The organism is Bacillota bacterium (assembly GCA_040755295.1).
Taxonomy (GTDB): Bacteria; Bacillota; Desulfotomaculia; order Desulfotomaculales; family Ammonificaceae; genus SURF-55.
Map to the genome: position 1 here is coordinate 101,546 of JBFMBK010000005.1, position 16,392 is coordinate 117,937.

Consider the following 16,392-nt stretch of genomic DNA (forward strand, 5'->3'; position numbering starts at 1 on the left):
TCCTCACGTACGCACCCAGTACGCTCCGGTTCGTCTCCCCCAGCACTCAAACTTACCCTAGCAAAAAGCAAGCGGTTTTCACAACATCTGACGTTTTTATGAAATTGCTACTTTTCAAGTTAAATTGAGTGCTGGGTTCCTTGCACTGCATCACTTCTCGCCGCGTTCCGTTTATGATACTTTTCTGCTTCTAAGTAACCGGCTTGTGGGTCTGTATTTTCATCCTACGAGTACATCCTGCGTTATTGTAGTGACTTTCATCTTCACCTTCTATATTCCTCCTTCCCCCTCCTACACCTGGCATTGCGGGCAGAAATAGGTCCCGCGTCCCGCGAGGCGGATTTTTTGAACAGGGCAGCCGCAGCGGGGGCAGGGGCGCCCGACGCGGCCGTGCACCTTAAGGAAATCCTGGTGCGTTCCCCGGCGGCCGTCGGCGTCCACATAATTCCTGAGGCTGGTGCCGCGGTGCGCAATGCCTTCCTCTAACACCTCTTTTACGGCGAAATAAAGGGCGCGTGTTTCCCGCGCGCTCAACCCGCCCGCCACCCGGTCGGGATGAAGCCCCGCTCTGTGGAGCGATTCGTCGGCGTATATGTTGCCCACGCCTGCGACCGCTTTCTGGTCGAGAAGCAGCGGTTTCAACCGGCGCTTAGAGTTTCGCAGCAAATCGGCCAAATACGTTTCGCTGAATTCCGCTCCGAGAGGCTCCGGCCCCAATTTATCAAGTCCCGCCTCTGTATCGCCGTTTGCTGCTGCCAGGAGCGAAACACGGGCAAACTGACGCAGGTCGGTGAGGCGCAGGCGACCCCGGTCTAAGTGAAACACCAGGTGGGTATGCCGGGGAAGCGGCCTATCATCATTCTCCCAAATCAGCTGGCCGGTCATCCTGAGATGGGCGACCAGGGAGCGGCCGCCGTCAAGACTGAAGAGGAGGTACTTTCCGCGGCGCGCAACCCCCACGATTTTCCGGCCGCGGACCTCATTCTTAAAAACCTCCGGGGAAGGCGTTTTTACCGTCTTTTCTAAGTATACGGTGCAGTCAACGATGGTTAAACCCGTGATTTTATCATTTAACTGCCGTCTTATGGTTTCAACCTCTGGAAGTTCGGGCAAGGCTATACCTCAATCCTTTTTAAGAGCACGGTAATAAACTTCGAATAGCTTCGCCAGCCGGTCAGGTTCGACTGCTCGCGCACCTTAAGTACGTTCCGCCTCGTCCCCGCCCGTTTGTGGCGCTCTACTCGTTTCTGACCGCGCTCTTACGTGTTCCCGTATACGGGAGAGACTTCACGAATTCATTAGTTTTTCTACGTCATGCCAGTTCGGCCCGGATTTGAGTGTCACGGTCACCGGCACATTGAATTGCAGGGCGTTTTCCATCGCGTCCTTAACCAGCGGCGCGATCGTACCGAGCTCTTCGCGCGGTACCTCAAAGAGCAGCTCATCATGGACCTGCAGCACCATCTGAGATTTACACCCCCGGCGGGTAAACTCCTGGTGGATGTCGACCATCGCCTTCTTGATTAGGTCGGCGGCGCTTCCCTGGATGATGGTATTCACGGCAAGGCGTTCGCCGAGCTGCCTTTGGATACGGTTGGGACTCAATATTTCGGGAATGTACCGGTACCGGTTGAAAACGGTGGTGACAAAACCCCTGTCGCGTGCTTCCCGGATTGTGTTGTGAACGAACAGTCTCACACCGGTATAACGGTCAAAGTAATTACGGATGTACCGGTGGGCTTCGCCCGGCTCGATCTTCAGTTCCTGTGCGAGGCCGAAATCGCTCATCCCGTAGATGATTCCGAAGTTGACCACCTTCGCCCTCGATCGCATTTCAGAGGTCACCGCTTCGAGCGGTACCCCGAAGACCTCGGCGGCTGTCCTGGTATGGATGTCTTCGCCGGTGTTGAAGGCTTGAATCAGCAGCGGGTCTTCCGAAAGATGCGCAAGAATCCGCAACTCAATCTGCGAATAGTCGGCGCTTAGGATAACACTGTTCGGGGAACCGGCGGTGAAAGCCTTGCGGATCCTTCGCCCCATAGGGTCGCGGATCGGGATGTTCTGAAGGTTGGGTTCCGCCGAGGCCAGGCGTCCGGTTGCGGTAACGGCCTGGTAGAACGTCGTGTGCAGGCGGCCCGTCACCGGATCGATCTGCCGCATCAGGGCGTCGGTATAAGTGTTCTTGAATTTAACCAGTTGGCGGTATAGCAAAATCTTTGACACGATCCGGTGGTCGGATAGTTTCTCAAGCACCGAGGCGTCTGTTGACTGCCCTGTTTTCGTCTTCTTCGCCGACTTGAGGCCGAGCTTATCAAAAAGGACGGTACTGAGTTGACGCGGCGAATTAAGGTTGAAACGTTCGCCGGCGGTGTTGAAAATCTCTTCGGATACTGTTTCCACCCGTTCGCCGAGTTCAGCCGACATCCGGGCGAGTTCCCGGCGGTCGACCGCTACCCCTGCGCTCTCCATCGACTTCAGCACCCCGGCCAGCGGCAGCTCTATTTCCCGGAAAAGGTATTCCTGCTCCTGAAGCCGGAGTTTGGCTTCCAGCACCGGGGTAAGAAGGAAAATGGTGAGGGCGCGTTGGGCCGGGCTGAGGTCTTCGTCCGCGAGATAAATACCGGCATGTTCAAACGCTACATCTTCGAGTTTGTTCGAGACGCTCGGGTTTAAAAGATACGCGGCCAGCATCGTATCGAAGACGATTCTACCGGGCTCCAAACCGTACGGCGCCGTCAGGTGCAGTGCCCGCTTGGCGTCGTGGGTCGTTAAACAGAGGTTTTTCACTGAAGCCACCTTTTCCAGGACGGACGCCGTATCATCACGGCCCCGGGCCAGGACGACGCCGTCTTCGCCGGCACACAGGGCGCAGGCCGTTCCGTGCTTATCCTCCTGCAGGAATATGGCCGCCAGGCGTGCTTCTACAACGACCTGCGCGCATCCGTCAAGGATCCGCGGCGCAAGCCGGGTTTTTCCGGCCGCCCGCGCGGCGGGGTCGGAATTCTTTTGCGGAACCGTTTCCGGCCGCAGTTCTGAGAGCTTCTTGAGAAGAGAACGGAACGCCAACCGGTGAAAGATATCCCGCGCGGCGTCGTGATCAGGTCCGGGCCAGCCGAGGGTAATATCCAAAGACAGCGGGACGTTCCTGTCCATTGTGGCCAGTTGTTTCGAGCGGAGGGCCTGCTCGGCGTTTTGAGAAAGCAGGTTGCGGGTTCTGGCGGGGAGTTCGGCGGTATGGGCCAGAACCTTCTCCAAAGAGCCGTATCTGGCAAGCAGCGACGCGGCGGTTTTAGCCCCGATTCCCGGCACGCCGGCGATATTGTCCGAGGCGTCTCCCACAAGACCTTTGTAATCAGCCAGTTGCGCCGGCTCGACACCGAAGCGTTCGCTGACCCCTTCCCCGTCGTAAGTGACTATCTCGCTTATCCCTTTTTTGGTGTGCAGCACGGACGTTTTTGGCGATACAAACTGCAGGGTGTCGAGGTCCCCGGTAACGATCAGGGAATAATAGCCTTCAGCTTCGGCCCTGGAGACCAGGGTGCCGATGATGTCGTCGGCCTCGAAACCGTCGACCTCAATCACCGGGATTTTCAAGGCGCTCAATACCTCTTTGATCAACGGGAACTGGGGGCGGAGGTCATCCGGCGTCGCGGGGCGGTGTGCTTTATAGGTGGGCTCCAACTCGTTCCGGAAGGTCATCCTTCCCTTATCAAAGGCGGCGATTACGCAGTCGGGGCGGGTTTCTTTCAGCAGTTTAAGGAGCATGCTCGTGAAACCGAAAACCGCGTTTGTAGGAAGGCCTTCTCTCGTACTGAGCGGCGGAATGGCGTGAAAGGCCCTGTGAGCCAGACTATTTGAGTCAATCAGAAGAATGCGGCGCGGTCGGGCCGGCGCCTTGGCCGCGTTTTTTTCGAGCTGTCGCCCGCTTGTTTTTTCCGGGCGTACCTTTGACGCCGGAGTAGTATGTAACACTTTGCCGGCGGCGAGGTTTACCGGTTCGTTTAACTTCGGGGGGACCCTTACGCTTGACTGCGGGGCCTGTGTACCGTTTTTGTTTTTAACGGAGACCTTTCGGATGGCTCCCCTTAAACGGTACCTAGATCCCCCGGCCCTTTTTCGCATACTTTTTCGCCCCAACCTCTTACCTCTGTCTTTTAAACAGGCCGCTGCAAAACTACACCTGACAATTTCAGAAGTCAGAACCGAAGTCTGGAATTAAAAAATTCAAAGGTTCCTGCCTCTGAAATCCTGCGTCCGGCATCCGTTCTCATCTTAGGGGAACTTTTAAACTTATGACCGCAGACGGCCGTGAGGTACCTTTCCGCCGATTATTTGTTTTGCAGCACTCTTTTAAGGTAGTATTCCACTAAAAAGAACAGAATACCTTCTTGGGGGCGCTGAAAACCGCTTCAAACCGGGAGCGGTTTACAACACTCTCCTCGGCAGGAAAAATGAATACAGATGCAGGAAAAATAAACACTGTGGGGAATATACTAAGAAGACCAATACTGTTAAGGAGGTCTACCGGCATAGAAATCCCTCGTTTTAAAGCTTGTCCGTGCGGCAGCGGCCGGAATTTTTACGATTGTTGCGCCGGTAAGGTCGTAACCCTCGATCAGGTACGCTGGCGGATAACGGCCAGGGAATTGAAAAGAAAGCTTGGTTCTTTCGCGCAGCAGCCGGCATTCAACGAAGCGGCAATTTGGGCGCAGCATTTGTATCTGAGCGGCATGGCAGGAAGCCTGTTCTCCCTCGACGACGATTTTGTCAGTGAACGTTGTTTCGAGTGGTTTATTTTCGATTTTCCGGTAAGCGGAACAGAAACAATAGTTGAAATATATCGCAAGGCATCAGTAGGAGACCTGGACAAGAAAGAAATCACCCTCCTGGGTTGGTGGGAAAGCGCTCCCAACGCCTTTTATGAAGTAAAAGCCCTGGGTGATCAATCCATATTCGTGGAAGACATCCTGAGCGGGGAGACCTTCCACGTGCGGGGGTTCGAAAACCCGTCGGATGTTATCCTCGGCAGCATATTATATCTCCGCCTGCTTCGGGTGGGTGAGGAGTTTGAGTTTTCTACGACGGGCTTATCACTGCCCCGGGAAGCGAAGGAAGCGTTACTGTCATGGTTGAAGAAAGACTATAAGGCTTACAAACGATTGGTAGGTAAGAAAAAGGCCGATTGGAATTCTTATTTCCGGCAAAGGGCGCACCGTATCACCGCTCTGGCGACCACTCTGGGCTCAGCCGGACAGGACAACAGCGTTAAGGCGGAGGATGTGTGGGGAGAACGTCTGAACAACCTCATTTACCTTCTTGAAGAACACATCCTGCGCGAAATAATCCGCAGCCAGGTCAGGCGGGAGCGGTGGAGGGAGTTTTTCGGAAAGGTAGTCAAGGAAACCAAGGAGGATTCTGAGCCGGGTCAGAAGGGAGCCGGAAAAAAGAAAAGGGCGGGATCGGAAGGTTTTGCCTGGCCGCAACCCGAGCACGCGGAAGTGGCGCGTTTGGTGACGCAGGACCTGAAAAAGCGCGGCAAGATTAAGCTGGTCGGCGAAGCCCTCAAGTTGTGGTATAAGTTCTGTACCTTGAATGAGCCTGCGGTAAGGAAGGTTGCGGCATGGGCGGCGGCGGTCGTTTACATGGTTTCGCGCCTGGAAGGGAACCGGGCGGTTAAACAGGAGCGGCTGGCGTCCGAATACGGTGTTTCGGTATCGGCCGTATCGATGAAATACCGCATGCTGTGTCGTTCACTTGGTATATTTTAGGTCCTGTCGAAAAACAACCCCTTACGGGGTTTTTTTATTGGTATTCCCAGTCCGCCGGTGTTAATCCGTGACTCAAGTTGTTAGGTATCCTAATCCGGACAAGCCGGAACCACCCAGCACTCAACGGCACATTAATATAACTTTGCATCGTTATATACACAATACTAGAACGCCACGTCTTAAGATCAGTAAGTTGAGTGCTGGGTCACCACAGAAGCACTGATTCATAGAGAATAGAAATATCAAAATAATAACGATTCAGTCACGGGTTTCAGGTCTGAATCGATTCGAGGCCGTATCCGATACGATTCATGGTTCTCCTATACATTCTGACTTCTGGCTACTGGATTCTGACCTTAAATAGATACCATTTTTTTGCTCTGTGTCTGTGGTTGGTATTTCTTGCCACTTCTCGAAGATATTCGCAAGAGTAATTATGTTGTATCGACGGGGCATATGGTCGGGGGAGAGGTGTTTTATGTGTTAGAAAAGATTGTGGCGCTGACCGTTCAATACATCGCCTCAATGGGTTATTGGGGGATCGCTTTGGGAATGGCGATCGAAAGCTGCAATATCCCTCTGCCGAGCGAGGTGATCCTTCCTTTCGGCGGGTATCTGGTGGCCCAGGGGAAACTCAATTTCTACCTTGCGGCGCTTGCGGGAAACGTGGGCGGGACGATCGGCTCCATCGTGTCTTACTACATCGGGCATAAGGGCGGGCGCCCTTTTATCGAACGATACGGCCGCTACTTCTGGGTTTCGCAGCGCGAACTGGCCGTGGCCGACCGTTGGTTCGAACGTTGGGGCGATACCACCGTATTCTTTACACGTCTTCTACCAGTCATCCGGACCTTCATATCGTTTCCGGCCGGCATCACCCGGATGAATTTCAAGCGCTTTGTCGTTTATACCTTCTTCGGTTCGCTGCCATGGAGTCTGTTCCTGACCTATCTGGGTGTTAAACTGGGCCAGCACTGGGAACTGCTGCGGGGGTGGTTCCACCGGTTCGACGTGGTAATTCTCGCGGCGATTATCGCCGGTGTGGTCCTTTTTATCTGGCGGCGGCGGCAGTGAAACCACAGGAATGTAGAATGTAGAATACAGAATATGGATTTTTATAACGGGACAAGCCGTCACCCAGCACTCAAAGGTACGTCAAATCCCTTTTCATTGTTGTACAAAATGCGATTCGGAACGCCGCGTCTTAAGATTCAGTAGGCTGGATGCCGGGTTACCACAAAGAAACAAAGAACACGGAGGAAACAAAATCCTAAGTCCTGCATCCTTAGCCCGAGGTTTGGAGCGCTTTAAGCCATTAGTTTGTTAATTCGTGGCTGAGGACTGAGGACTTTCGATTCAGGACTTAATTTGTACTCTGCTTTCGGTTACCTGTGGCGTACAATTATAGATATTTCTACATGTTTGAGGCAGGGCCGATTCTCCCAAAATAAAGGGGGGAGGATTGGCCTTGCGATTTCTCGCTGTTGAGAAAAACAATTGGATTCTTAAAACACTGCGGCGGCTTCAAAACGCTGTCCCGGTCGTATCGGCGGTTTGTCTGACCTTAGCGTCGGCTGCGGTTTTCCTGCCGCCTGCACACGCTTCCGCAACCGCGCTTGCCGAAAAGGTCATAGTTTTGGACCCGGGTCACGGGGGACGCGATCCGGGAGCGATCGCGTCCGGTCTCGGGTTGTATGAGAGCGAAATCAACCTTTCCGTGGCCAGGCGGCTGCAAAAACTTTTTATGGACGCCGGGGCGCGGGCAATTATGACCCATGGTGATGCCGAGACGGTGGAGGAAGGCGGGGACGGGGAGCTTCGACTGCCTTATCTTGGACTGGAAAGCCGTGTGGTGTTGGCGAACAGCAACGAGGCCGACGTCTTTATCAGCCTGCACGCCAACAGTTTTTACGACAGCAGACGGGCGGGACCGGAGGTGTTCTACTGTCCCGGGTCCGAACGGGGCGCGGCGCTGGCGGACGCGGTTAAGGGTGAGCTGTCCGGGGTTGACAAGAGGGGCGCGGCTTGCGGCTGCCGGACCGTCCCTTATTACGTCCTTCGAAGAACGAGTATGCCTGCCGTCACGGTCGAGCTCGGGTACCTGTCCAATCCCGAAGAGGCGGTAAGGCTGTTGGATCCCGCTTATCAGAAGGAGCTTGCCTCTGCCGTTTACGCCGGGGTAAAACGCTACTTTGAGGAAGAATTACAGCCCGTACTACGGCCTGCCGGCGGCGGGGTTCCGGTGCGAAGGCCCCAGGTGGCAATCGTAATTGACGATTTTGCAGGGCCGTCGGAGAAGAACGGCACATCAAATTATTTTGAAATTAAGAAGCCGCTTACCTTTGCGGTGATGCCCAATTTTCCTAATTCTACACCGATAGCCCACCGCGCGCTGCAGAACGGCTACGAAGTCCTGCTTCACATGCCCATGGAAGCGGTGAACGGGGATCCCTACAGCACCGGGCCGGGCGCCATTTATACCGACCTCAACGACGAAGAGATCAAGCACCGCTTGCACCAGGCGGCGGCCAGCGTGCCGGGCGCCATAGGTGTGAATAATCATATGGGCTCGCGCGCGACAGCGGACGAACGCGTCATGGGCGCGGTGCTCACGGCAGTGAAAGAACACCGGATGTTTTTTCTTGACAGCAGGACTACGGACCGGACGGTGGCCCTGCAGGTCGGGAAGGAAATCGGTGTTCCCTGCATATCACGCGGGCTTTTTCTGGACAATATGAACGACCTCGGATATGTGAAAAGGCAGCTGCGGGAGGCGGCCCAGCTTGCGGCCCGTCAGGGGTACGCCGTTGCCATCGGCCACGTCGGGCGGACGGGTCTGACGACGTCCAGGGCAATTAAAGAGATGATTCCCGAGTTCGAGGCGCAGGGGATTGAGATGGTGTATGTGTCTAACATCGTATTCCAGGATCGCCCTGGAATATCCCAAAACCCCTAAGGGATACTAATGGCGAGACCGCGCCTTGGTCTTAAGGAACAAAGCGTTCAGGTTAAAAAATCGACCAGAAGGGGGAAGACTAGTGAAACGAACAAAACTTATTACCGGTGTTGTAATGCTGTTGTTGGCGGCAAACCTTTGCCTCGCGGCGGGATGCAGCGTAAGCCGCAAACCGATGCCTGATCCCGCGACGCCCGGCACGCCGACCACCCCGTCCCCGGCGGCAAAACCGCTTCCGACGGACCCCAGGGAGCAAAGCCGCCTGGCGTCACGCCTTGCATCGGAAGCGTCGCGGGTGCCGGGCGTCAACAAAGCCACCGTATTCTTAACGGGACACACGGCCTACGTGGGGTTAAACCTGAAAGCCGGAGTCGAGCGGGTAGAAACAAACACCATTAAACGGCAGGTTGCCGACCGTTTAAAGAAAATGGAAACACGTTTGACAAAGGTGATGGTAACCACGGATACGGACACCTTCACCAGGATCAAGCGCGTTCAGGAAGGCATCGCCGAAGGCCGGCCGGTTTCAGCGTTTGCAAAAGAGATAAGCGAAATAAACAGACGTATGACACCTACGACAAGATAGCAGGGTAACATTTACCCTGTCGCATCAAATTGGTGAACGCGGTGAGAAGCCTCTCACCTTCAAACTTAGCTGTGCGTAGTTTTGCAGCAGTCTCCTACAGGAGACCTGAATCGTTACGTGGCGGGAAGGGAAAACCCTTCCTGCTAATCGGTAACCCCGGGGCCAAGGCGCAGTAGTTCAGAAACCGCCACCAGCTTGTAACCCTGTTTTCGCAGTTCGGTTATGATTACCGGCAAGGCCTGATCAGTTTGTTGGCAACTGTCGCTGGCATGGAGCAGGACTATGCTGCCGGGACGCGCCAGCTTCGTTACCCTTTCGATGATTGTGTCGACCCCGGGGTTTTTCCAGTCGAGCGAATCAGCGTCCCATTGGATTACGGTGTACCCGACCTCCGAAGCGGCTTTCAAGACCTTGGCGTCATAATCGCCGTTGGGCGTGCGGATAAGGCGCGCCTGCCTGCCGGTCACGGCGAGAATGTTTTGGTGGGCCAGATTAATCTCGTTCTTTATTTCCTCCGCCGGCAGCTCGCTAAGGTTGATATGCCTTTCGCCGTGGCTGGCGATTTCGTGTCCCTCGGCCGCAATTCGCTTGGCGATTTCAGGGTACTTGACAACCCAGGGGCCTGAAAGGAAAAAGGTGCATTTCAGTTTTTCCTTTTTTAGAACGTCGAGGACAGGCCCGGGGGTTTTAGTTCCCCAGCTTATATCAAAGGTGAGAGCGGCCACCTTTTTATCGGTCTTAACCCGATAAATGATCGGGCTGTTCTTTGCGGCGGTTGGGGCTGCGTCGGGTCCGCGCAGGACCGCGAAAGTAAAAACGCCTGCCGTCGCCAGGAGGAAAAAAGACAGAAGGGTGATTTGTCTCCATAACTTGAGGTTCAGGTAAAAAACCCGCATCGTATCCCTCCCCTAATAAATCCGTGTCGACGGGTCGTTTACGCCGTCCGGAATAAACGTCCAAGACGAAGATGGGGGAAAGGGTCCGGTCCCCTGTAAAAGCTATTACGTTTTGTCCGTAAATATGCATCTCGATCCAAACAAAAGATCGGTAAGAGGAGTTAATGAACAAGGGGTGTCGGACATTGAAAGCAAGGCTTGGTGTATTTCTGCTGTGCATAACGGTATCGCTTTTTGCGGGAACCGTTCCGGCGCTGGGACAGCCACAAGTTACAGCGGAAGCGGCGGCTCTGATGGATGCCGACAGCGGCGTGTTTTATTTCGCCAAAAACGCCGCGGAGCGCCGACCCATGGCGAGCCTGACGAAGGTAATGACCTGTATCCTGGCGCAAGAACTGGCCGACCTCGATGAAAGGGTGGAGGTAAGCCCCCGGGCTGCCGGGGTGTCGGTGGGTTCAATCATCGACCTCCACAACGGAGAAGAAATAAAGCTTCGTGAACTGGTGAAGGCCGCTTTGATCTGCTCCGCCAACGATGCCACGGTGGCGATCGGCGAAGACGTGGCGGGAGACCATGACGCCTTTGTCCGGTGGATGAATGCGAAAGCTCTTTTGCTGGGCATGTCCGGAAGCCGCTTCGCCAACACCAACGGTTACTCGCACCCGAGCCATTACAGCACCGCCGCGGACCTGGCCGCTCTGGCCCGCTATTCGTTGAGAAATCCGCTCTTTGCCGGGGTTGTGCGGACAAGACAGGCGAACGTGCGGTGGATAAAGCCGCAAAGAAATGAACAGATCGAAAGCACCAACGAGTTTCTCCACAGCGGTTTTCCCGGGATTACGGGCGTGAAAACAGGAACAACGGATGCGGCCGGTAAGTGCCTCATCGCCTCCGTCTCGCGCCACGGGCGCAACCTCATCGCGGTGGTGTTGCGGAGCGGCGACAGGTACGGAGACGCGTCCCAGCTTCTCACCTGGGGATTAAAGGAGGTCGTGGACCAGGTCGCATGCACAGGTGGCGAATACTTCACGCGGTTGAAGGTGAGAGGGGGACGGCTGCCGGACGTGCCGCTGGGAGCCGAGAACGAACTGGTGGTTTCTTTGCCCCGGGAGGAGCTCGTAAACATCCGCAAAGAGGTGCGTATCTACCGGGAACCGGTGGCCCCGGTAAAAGCGGGAGACCGTTTCGGCGAAGTGATATTCACCTGGAAGGGGCAGGAACTGGGGCGCACCGGGTTGATCGCCGGGCGCACCGTCGAGCGGAGGCCCTGGTACCGGACGAAAACCCGGGGATACTTTTAGGCCCCGCAAAACTTGTAGACTGTTTCTTACGGCCTGCGGGTTTACCGAAAAGGGTCCGATTTACAGCAAGTTCAAGCCCGAGATGCTGAAGAACATCTGTATCCGGAAATACTGTACCGGGAATTTTTCAAAGTGCCGCCGCCAGTAGGTGCGTCAGAGCACGGGACAAAAGCCGTCGGACGATCTGCCTTCCGGCGGGCGGAAACCCTGAGTGTTTCTGGCACTTGACAAAGACACCGGTTTAAGAGATAATTTTGTTTGCGGTCACTAAGATGGGCGGGTAGTTCAGTGGGAGAACGTCTGCTTGACGCGCAGAAGGTCCCTGGTTCAATCCCAGGTCCGCCCACCATGGAAAAGCAAGGCTTCCGGGATTTCGGAAGCCTTTTTGTTTTGTCGTGAGAGAGTCCATTACCACCAGCCGCCGTCCAGGAGGGGAAAGAACATGAGAGGGAAGCCAAAGAAGATAAGATGTTTCTAATTGCGAATATAACATATATGTATGAGTTTTCTTTTGAAGAATGAAAATGGGCAGAATGGCAGCTCACGAACACAGCGCAATACGGAGCGCGGGGAGAAGCAAGTAGAGCGCGAAAGACTGACAGGGACGGGCCGGAGCGTACATAGAGGTACGTGAGGACCCGGCGCTGACAGGCTGACAAAGCTATACGCAGCTGGTCGTCGCGCCCTACGAAAGAACACTTATATTTGAGGGAGGGCGCTGTAGGGTCCGAACGGACCTAAGAAGTACCTTAAGGCGTGAGTGGCCGGCCGGGCGTTTAGTCAAGCGAGAAATAAAACACGCCTGCGGGACCTGATCGAGGCGGGAGATCAAGGACGGTTTCCGGAGCAGCACTTTCTCAAAGACCAATATTCGTATGTCGAATAAAGAGATAAGCTGCAAGGACAGCAAATGATTGGTTCCCATTAAAGATGTATAAGAGGTCACTATTAAGTGCTGATCGGCGTTAAGTCCAAGAGAAGGGTATAAGATCATAAAAGCAAACATAACGCTTGCGGAGCATACTACCATGCTTTTGAGATAACGCAAAATCTCTTCCTGTAAATTTTAATAAACCTCCTATGATGATACCATTGGTGATAGCTACCCCAAATGTCGCCAAGAATCCGTAATATTGTGCCGAAAAAGAGAATACCTCTGGTTCCTTAAAGAATAATGCGGCTAAATCATTCCAGGGTGTTCTTATATTAAGACCTAGTAGAATCAATGCCAGAACTATAAGGGTTGTCCATATATTACCAATAAGGCCGATTATCACGCCTGCAGCAAAGAAATCATTTAATTTCTTCATTGCCTATTCCCCCTGGCTGGTTACGCGAAATACACTTATAGCATCTCTTTCGGTTAAAGTAAAAATGCAATAATAGTTAATTCTACGAATTTCAGGCGGGAAACGGTTGTTCTGCAACGCGTGCCGGTTATCCTCGTCCGGTGAAAATGCCGGCTTGGACGATGAATGAAGGCTGCGCAAAGCGCGGCCAAATCGGATGGCCCTGAGTATTGACGGTTTGTGTCTACTTCTTATTGTTTCGGGGGTCCGGCAGGTAAAACGGGCTCTTCTTCTGGATGCCCAGGGCCTTTTCCAGGTCGATGGCATGCTCCTGCTCTTCCACCGCTATGTTGCGAATTTTTTGCGCCGAGTCGTAGAGCTTCAGCGCTTCAAGCTGTTCTATGCGCTGTAAATAACGGCGCAGGGCGTCGTACTCCCACTGAAGGTCCTGACGCAGCATTTCCTTGTTATCGAAGGATGTCAGCCTGGTGGCGACTTCCACAGTGGGAACGCCGCCGAGGTACTGGATCAGATCGCTCAGAATTACGGCGTGCTCGTGCTCCTGCTGCGCGTGTTCCAGCAGTTCGTCGATGACGGCCACATATTCCGCGCCGCTCAGCATGCTCGCGTGTTGTATATACTGAACCAAGGCGGCGTACTCCCACGAAAGATCCAGGTTCAAACCGCTGATTATTTGTTCCAGTTGGTTTTTCGAAAACTTCATTATCCAACACCTTTTTCCAAAGTAATTTTGCCTTCGAAACATACTATTCAGAGAAGGTCGGTTTGTAGCGATAAAATAAACGAGACCGACCGGTGCTTTCAGGTAAAAGTTTAGCACGTATCCGACTATATACCCGGCTGGACGTCATTGCGGATTGAGTTTGGCAGGAAGAAAGCGCTTTGTGTCGAAATATAATAGAAAATTAAGGAAGGGAGGCATCGACTGATGGCTGAACCGTCTTGCCCCAAATGCGGTAAAACCGGTTTCGAGGTCTTGGAAAACAAGCCGCTTAACATGGATTATAAACTCTTGTTCATCCGGTGCGCTTCCTGCGGAGCGGTTGTCGGGGCGGTGGATCTCTACAACATCGCCTCGCTGTTTTGCGAACTGGAACAGAAGCTTAGCGAAAAGCTGGACGACGTGGAAGCCACGGTTTCCGATATCCGGTACAAGCTGAACCTTTTGTTGGCCCGCCTGAAACTTATGTAAGGTTTTCGCGGAAAGACAAAGACGCGGTTAAACCCGGTACGCCGGCGGCACGTTGATCCAACCCTTGAACATCCCATACTCCAGGTACTCGCTGTAAAGTTTCATTTCTCCTGTGATGAAGTTCGCCAGCGTGTCCCTGATCCCGGCCGAGATGCTTCTGGTGAAGGCAAACATTAGAATAGGCAGGAAAGACTGCATTTCGTGAAAGACACATCTGAAGATATATCGATCTGTCACCACTTCCGTTTCAAATATACCGGCAGGGTTTACGGGCGGTTTAACGGGCGATGGTATGCCGAACTCCAATGCTATTATGCCTTACACATTGCTTTAAGAAAGCAGGCAATGCTTGCCTTAGATAGCGCATCCCGGCGCCCTTAAAGGAAAAGGATATGCAGGCTTATTCTTGAAACGGTGGATATCAGTACTTAAGGAGGCGCAAAGTGATGGAATCCGACTGTCCCCTGACCAGGCTTATCGACGCCTTGCGCGACGCGGTTAATGCAAGTGAGAACGCCGGCCGCCTAAGCGTATCGGTGGACGAAAGGGAGTATCACCGCGGCCGGGGGGAAGCATGCCGGCAAATGCTGTCTGCGGTGGAAGAAGCCAGGGAACGCTGGGGCCCGGAGATTGCCACGCGGTTTACCTGGCGGTTTGAAGACGCGGCTTTATACTATCTTGAAAGGTACGAAAACGCCGCTTCGGAAGAGGAAGAAAACAATAGTTACGGCTGGTTTCAGGCATATCAACAGGCGGCGCTGTTGATTAAGAGCCTGTTTCCTTTGGCGGTGGTAAAAAAGAATTAATCGGGATAGGCCTAAGAACAAAAATCGCAATAACATCCGATAAATCAAGAGGTTTCACGGAATGATATCCGTGCGGCGCAATTCTGCTTGATAAAACCGTTATCCGTGTAAATGCTTACCCTCCATCATTAAGCCTGGTTCCGGTCATGATTTCGGGACGTGCCATAAAGAAATTTTGCTTTTTTGGCCGGAAAATGACTTCCTTTTTCGTAATAAATATCTGGAGGGAGAAAAATGTCAAGCGATCTTAAAGAGATTCTTATGAGAATTGAAGACTTACGTTACAGGTTGCATGAGTTGTACGAGTTAAAAGGGCTTGAAGACCAGGAGGTCCTGGTTGCAAGTCAGATACTGGACGCGACGCTAAATGAGTACTACCTGATTTTTAAAGATAAGCTGCAAACAGAAGAAAAATTGGAACGTTTCCTAATCTCCAAGTCATAGCCCCATTCTTTCAAAGACTATTCCTATCGTATCCTAGAGACACACGATTACCTAAGGTCTAGGTTCTATAATCCTTCCGGAAAGAACGCTGTTTTACAGTCGCGAATACGGTTATTTCTTGGGAGTGTAGTGCCTTGTAAGCCATTTGGTGAGGCCGTCGAGCCCCGGGAAGAGCACCCTCTCGTTTATGTTGGCCTGATCAAGCTTATCCCTGACCTCCCATTTCAAGCTGCTTGGAATGATTATCCTCCTGTACAGTTCGGGGTGGTTGTCGAGTAAATCGTTCAGAGTCATTTTAGGGTTGGAAATTACGGAGTGCAAGGCAAACTGGTTTACGATCCTGTCGTTCATGGAAGGGGGTTCAAAAAATAAGGCGAAATCTGCCCCATGATCTTCGGTAAGACCGTCAAAAACCTCAAGGGTTTCCGCGACTTCCGACAGCATTTCCACCGTAAAGCAAAGAGCCCTCTTTTCCTTTAATTTGTTTTCTAAAATTTTCGGAAGAAAACTGTTGTGCAGCTTGACGAAGTCGACACACCATATCACACCGTACGCCCCGTATTCGCTGATGTTGGATGTCGCGAAGTGCATGGCCACGAACGGTGAGAAGGTCCAGTCCAGCAGCCGTGTAGGCAGTCCATGGTGTTTGGCTATGGCCAGCCAGCTCCAGTCGGTATCAGGGGAGGGGTGTTGTATCTGCGCATATTTTTTGAAGTTTCTGAGGATATGAAACTCCAGGTCGTAGTAATTGCCCTCGAGCCTCATCAAAGAGGTCTTTAATTCCAAATTATCTCCGGACAAACCCCGAAAGGCGAAGTTGGATCTGTACCTTTGAAGATGGTCATTCCAGGAACCGTAATACAGTTGTTCAATTAACTCCGTCCAGGAGGTGACCCGTGTGTCGTTCGGCGTTTTCATTCTTGAAGCAGCTCCTTTTATTTAAAAACCCCGGGCTCCGGTCTAAGTTGTAAAGAGTCTTGCCGGCAGTTCCGTATTCTATTTTGAAGTATAGCAGTTTTTTTGAACCGCAGCTAAAAATCGAACGTTTTGCCGCCGATAGCCGGGCCGGTTCTTCAGTAACGGTTTTTACGGACTTTGCCGGTTACACCGTCACATGTGATGGAAAAATGTTG

Annotated in this window: 15 protein-coding genes and 1 tRNA gene; 9 read left to right on the plus strand and 7 right to left on the minus strand. The window is 53.1% G+C overall.

The window, feature by feature from the left end:
- Positions 1-291: 291 nt before the first annotated feature.
- On the minus strand, positions 292-1,113 hold the full coding sequence (gene mutM / locus AB1500_05725; protein ID MEW6182663.1) for a DNA-formamidopyrimidine glycosylase: 822 nt from the start codon (positions 1,111-1,113) through the stop codon (positions 292-294).
- 174 nt (positions 1,114-1,287) lie between these two features.
- Positions 1,288-4,122 carry a DNA polymerase I gene (polA, locus tag AB1500_05730; protein ID MEW6182664.1) on the minus strand — a complete coding sequence of 945 codons (2,835 nt, stop codon included), beginning with the start codon at positions 4,120-4,122 and terminating at the stop codon, positions 1,288-1,290.
- A gap of 329 nt (positions 4,123-4,451) precedes the next feature.
- On the opposite strand from polA, the gene AB1500_05735 reads away from it, so the two are divergent.
- The 4 genes from AB1500_05735 (at position 4,452) to AB1500_05750 (ending at position 9,310) form a co-directional block, all read left to right on the plus strand.
- Positions 4,452-5,768, plus strand: a complete 1,317-nt coding sequence (locus tag AB1500_05735; GenBank protein MEW6182665.1) for an SEC-C domain-containing protein — start codon at positions 4,452-4,454, stop codon at positions 5,766-5,768.
- A 456-nt stretch (positions 5,769-6,224) separates the two neighbouring features.
- Positions 6,225-6,842 (plus strand): DedA family protein, encoded by a 618-nt coding sequence (locus AB1500_05740; GenBank protein MEW6182666.1) that lies wholly within the window; start codon positions 6,225-6,227, stop codon positions 6,840-6,842.
- Positions 6,843-7,236: 394 nt separating this feature from the next.
- On the plus strand, positions 7,237-8,724 hold the full coding sequence (locus tag AB1500_05745) for a divergent polysaccharide deacetylase family protein (protein ID MEW6182667.1): 1,488 nt from the start codon (positions 7,237-7,239) through the stop codon (positions 8,722-8,724).
- Between the two features lie 82 nt (positions 8,725-8,806).
- Positions 8,807-9,310: a YhcN/YlaJ family sporulation lipoprotein gene (locus tag AB1500_05750; protein MEW6182668.1), complete on the plus strand. Its 504-nt coding sequence runs from the start codon at positions 8,807-8,809 to the stop codon at positions 9,308-9,310.
- 143 nt (positions 9,311-9,453) lie between these two features.
- On the opposite strand, the gene pdaB is transcribed toward AB1500_05750, so the two are convergent.
- Positions 9,454-10,206: a polysaccharide deacetylase family sporulation protein PdaB gene (gene pdaB / locus AB1500_05755; protein MEW6182669.1), complete on the minus strand. Its 753-nt coding sequence runs from the start codon at positions 10,204-10,206 to the stop codon at positions 9,454-9,456.
- Between the two features lie 185 nt (positions 10,207-10,391).
- Between pdaB and AB1500_05760 the strand changes: the two genes are divergently transcribed.
- Positions 10,392-11,507: a D-alanyl-D-alanine carboxypeptidase family protein gene (locus AB1500_05760; protein MEW6182670.1), complete on the plus strand. Its 1,116-nt coding sequence runs from the start codon at positions 10,392-10,394 to the stop codon at positions 11,505-11,507.
- Positions 11,508-11,781: 274 nt separating this feature from the next.
- Positions 11,782-11,856, plus strand: a tRNA-Val gene (locus AB1500_05765).
- Between the two features lie 616 nt (positions 11,857-12,472).
- Here AB1500_05765 and AB1500_05770 read toward each other — a convergent pair.
- Together AB1500_05770 and AB1500_05775 are read right to left on the minus strand one after the other, a co-directional pair.
- Complete coding sequence (locus AB1500_05770) at positions 12,473-12,817, minus strand: hypothetical protein (GenBank protein MEW6182671.1); 345 nt, start codon at positions 12,815-12,817, stop codon at positions 12,473-12,475.
- Positions 12,818-13,040: 223 nt separating this feature from the next.
- The gene (locus AB1500_05775) at positions 13,041-13,520 is read right to left on the minus strand and encodes a ferritin-like domain-containing protein (GenBank protein MEW6182672.1); all 480 of its coding nucleotides are present in this window, start codon (positions 13,518-13,520) and stop codon (positions 13,041-13,043) included.
- Between the two features lie 225 nt (positions 13,521-13,745).
- Between AB1500_05775 and AB1500_05780 the strand changes: the two genes are divergently transcribed.
- Entirely contained in the window at positions 13,746-14,009 is a 264-nt protein-coding gene (locus tag AB1500_05780) for a hypothetical protein (protein ID MEW6182673.1), read from the plus strand.
- A 27-nt stretch (positions 14,010-14,036) separates the two neighbouring features.
- On the opposite strand, the gene AB1500_05785 is transcribed toward AB1500_05780, so the two are convergent.
- Entirely contained in the window at positions 14,037-14,315 is a 279-nt protein-coding gene (locus AB1500_05785) for a hypothetical protein (protein MEW6182674.1), read from the minus strand.
- Positions 14,316-14,452: 137 nt separating this feature from the next.
- Between AB1500_05785 and AB1500_05790 the strand changes: the two genes are divergently transcribed.
- Both AB1500_05790 and AB1500_05795 read left to right on the plus strand, forming a co-directional pair.
- Positions 14,453-14,815 carry a hypothetical protein gene (locus AB1500_05790; protein ID MEW6182675.1) on the plus strand — a complete coding sequence of 121 codons (363 nt, stop codon included), beginning with the start codon at positions 14,453-14,455 and terminating at the stop codon, positions 14,813-14,815.
- Positions 14,816-15,049: 234 nt separating this feature from the next.
- A complete protein-coding gene (locus AB1500_05795; protein ID MEW6182676.1) occupies positions 15,050-15,259 on the plus strand; it encodes an aspartyl-phosphate phosphatase Spo0E family protein in 210 nt (69 codons plus the stop codon).
- Between the two features lie 111 nt (positions 15,260-15,370).
- Here AB1500_05795 and AB1500_05800 read toward each other — a convergent pair whose 3' ends face one another.
- A complete protein-coding gene (locus tag AB1500_05800) occupies positions 15,371-16,177 on the minus strand; it encodes an FRG domain-containing protein (GenBank protein ID MEW6182677.1) in 807 nt (268 codons plus the stop codon).
- Positions 16,178-16,392 lie beyond the last annotated feature (215 nt).

Bases quoted from the DNA above. Each gene is read 5' to 3' on its own strand.
- AB1500_05775 (MEW6182672.1), bottom strand. From the start codon at position 13,520: ATGAAGTTTTCGAAAAACCAACTGGAACAAATAATCAGCGGTTTGAAC.
- AB1500_05795 (MEW6182676.1), top strand. From the start codon at position 15,050: ATGTCAAGCGATCTTAAAGAGATTCTTATGAGAATTGAAGACTTACGT.
- polA (MEW6182664.1), bottom strand. From the start codon at position 4,122: ATGCGAAAAAGGGCCGGGGGATCTAGGTACCGTTTAAGGGGAGCCATC.
- AB1500_05735 (MEW6182665.1), top strand. From the start codon at position 4,452: ATGAATACAGATGCAGGAAAAATAAACACTGTGGGGAATATACTAAGA.
- AB1500_05740 (MEW6182666.1), top strand. From the start codon at position 6,225: ATGGTCGGGGGAGAGGTGTTTTATGTGTTAGAAAAGATTGTGGCGCTG.
- pdaB (MEW6182669.1), bottom strand. From the start codon at position 10,206: ATGCGGGTTTTTTACCTGAACCTCAAGTTATGGAGACAAATCACCCTT.
- AB1500_05800 (MEW6182677.1), bottom strand. From the start codon at position 16,177: ATGAAAACGCCGAACGACACACGGGTCACCTCCTGGACGGAGTTAATT.
- AB1500_05770 (MEW6182671.1), bottom strand. From the start codon at position 12,817: ATGAAGAAATTAAATGATTTCTTTGCTGCAGGCGTGATAATCGGCCTT.
- AB1500_05780 (MEW6182673.1), top strand. From the start codon at position 13,746: ATGGCTGAACCGTCTTGCCCCAAATGCGGTAAAACCGGTTTCGAGGTC.